The sequence below is a fragment of the Streptomyces sp. NPDC051909 genome, from assembly GCF_040681095.1.
Taxonomy (GTDB): domain Bacteria; phylum Actinomycetota; class Actinomycetes; order Streptomycetales; family Streptomycetaceae; genus Streptomyces.
In genome coordinates, this window is record NZ_JBFAYA010000078.1 from 1 (window position 1) to 2,737 (window position 2,737).

Annotated in this window: 1 protein-coding gene; it reads right to left on the reverse strand. The window is 60.3% G+C overall.

Annotation, left to right across the window (positions count from 1 at the left end):
- On the reverse strand, positions 1-2,533 hold a 2,533-nt coding region (locus AB0M18_RS36560; protein WP_365765715.1), incomplete at its 3' end, for a condensation domain-containing protein.
- Between the last annotated feature and the right edge of the window lie 204 nt (positions 2,534-2,737).

Genomic DNA, 2,737 nt, shown 5'->3' on the forward strand with positions numbered 1-2,737 from the left:
CATCGAGGACACGGATACGAGCATTCGCGATGGGACGCCCGATCGGTACCGGGCTGGACACATCCTCCGGCGCACCCATCACAAAATACGTCGCGAACGCGGTTGCTTCCGTCGGACCGTAGGCGTTGATCACACGTAGTCCTGGATTGCTCTGGAGTACCGTAGCCGTGTGCCGCGGGTCTAGAACCTCACCACCCACCTGTACCGATCGCAGTCGAGCGAAGGACTTGGGGTCGTACTGTGTCTGCAGATGGAACACTGCCGAAGGGAAAATGGCGTCCGTGATGGTGCCGCTCAGTAGCAAAGCACTGAGCTCGTCAGGGGACATCGGCCCGGACGGAGCGACAACAACTTCGCCGCCCCGCAGCAAGGGAAGCCAGATTTGGGATAGTGCCATGTCGAAGGAGATCGAAGCCATGTGCAGCATACGAGTGCCTGGACCGATCGCCGTGTATTCGCAATACTTGGCCAGGTTCACGATGCTGCGGTGCGGTATCTGGACGCCTTTGGGCTGTCCTGTTGAGCCAGAAGTGTAGAGGAGGTATGCGGTGTCATCTCCACGAGCGGTGAAAGTCGGCGGTGCCGTGGAGCAGGCGTTGATCGCGTCCTGAGCAGCCTCGAGTTCGTCGACGGTGAGGGTGAGAACCAGGCCGGCGTCTGCCCGCATGTGTGCAAGACGTCTCGATGGATAGTCCGGGTCGAGAGGCACGCATACAGCTCCCGCCTTGAGCACGGCGAGGAAACAGACAACAGCCTCAGCGGAACGGGGAAGACAGACACCCACACGATCCCCCGGAGCAACACCGCGACCGCGCAGATAGTGCGCCAACTGATTCGCACGCTCCGCCAACTCCCGGTACGTCAGACTGAGGTGCCCTTCCCTCAAAGCGGTAGCCTTCAGCCTGCGCTCAACCCACTCGTCAAAGAGCTGCGGCACACTCAATGTACGCGCCGAGGGAAGCCGCATGCCGTCGAAGCCGCCGCACACCTGATCATGTTCACTGTTGCTCAGCATCCCAAGTTGCGACACTGGGTCATCGGGACTCTGTGCTGCGGCTTCAAGGATAGTGCGTAGGTGTTCTAGCAGTCTCTCGGCGGATTCGGAGGTGAATAGGTCGGTGCTGTATTCGGCCGTCAGCCGCAGACCGCCAGTTTGATCTGGGATCAAAGCGATGGCCATGTCAGACTTGGCGATTCCAGTGTCGTAGTACTCAAATGACGCCCGGATGTCGGCAAAGCTCATCTCGTGCCGGTACACATCCTCTGGGATGAGACATACTTGGAGGAACGGGTTGTCGAGTCTGCTGCCCAGCTCAAGGGCTTCGGTAAGCACGTTATAGGGAACGAGTTGATGGGCGTATGCCTCACCGACCGTCGCGTGGGCTCTGACCGCCAGTGTCCGGAAAGTGGGATCGTTCGAGAGGTCGCCGCGCAGAGGCAGCATATTGATGAAGTAGCCCACGGATCGGGCAATCTCAGGCCGATCACGCCCGGAGAACGCGGCGCCGACCACCACATCGTCGGTGCCGCAGTACCGCGAGAGCAGCAGATGCAATGCTGCAAGGACCACAGCGTAGCGCGTGACCCCCGACTCCCTAGCCAAGCTGTCGATGCGCTGCAGCAGTTCTGGGGCGAAGGTCGCTCGAGCCAAGGCTCCGTTCCCCGAGAGTTGCTCGGGTCTCGGGTAGTCCGTCGGCATCTTCAATAGGGCCGACAGGCCGTCGAGCTGCTTGCGCCAGTAGTTCAGGCTGTCCTCCAGCAGACGGTTGGAGACGAGTTCGTGCTGCCAGACCGCGAAGTCCGCATACTGCGCCGTGATGGCTTGCAACTTGATGTCTGAGCCTGAGGCGTACGCGCCGTAGAGCTGTGCTAGCTCTTCAAACAAAACATCTGCTGACCAACCGTCGATACTGCTGTGGTGCATCGAGAGGACCAGTACGTGCTCCTCATTCCTCAGGCACAGCAGATGGGCACGGAACAAAGGGCCGACTATCAGATCGATGGGCTCTCGTGCGATCCGACGGACGATAGATTCCGTGACGCAGTCAACATCACGATCCGGCACGTCGCGCAGGTCATCTTGGGCAAGTTCCAAAGTAGACGCCGGCAGGACCTGCTGCCGCAGTCCCCCGGAAGACATGATGAGGCTGGTGCGGAGCGCCTCGTGCCGGGCGACGATGTCTTGAAGCGCGTGTGTCAGGATGGAAGGCTTCAAGGGGCCACGCAGCCGCAGCGCCAAAATTTCATTGTAGGCCCGGCTGTCGGGCTGAAGCCTGTCCAGGAACCATAGGCCACGCTGTCCGTATGAAGCGGGCGCCAGAGCATCCAGCGGGCCCCGCGCACGTATTTGTGGCAATTGCCGCGAATTGCCACCTATCATGGTCTCCTCAATAAAACCGGCGATAGTGGCTACGGTTCCCTTCTGTAGCAATGCAGACAGCGGAAGAGTCACCCCGAATTGACGGCCGATAGCCGACATGACCCGCATGGCCGCGAGAGAACTTCCTCCAGCAGCGATGAATTCATCGTTCACGCCACGAGGATAGGTTCCCAGCACACTACGCCATATCGCCACAACCGTCCTTTCCACCTGCGTGCGAGGACCCTCTGTGAGGACACTGGAGTCATCGACACCTTGACGACGCGGAACGGGCAGGGCGCTCAGGTCGATTTTTCCGTTGGTGTTGAGGGGGAGGTTGGGGAGGTGGTCGTAGGTGGTGGGGATGAGGTGGCTGGG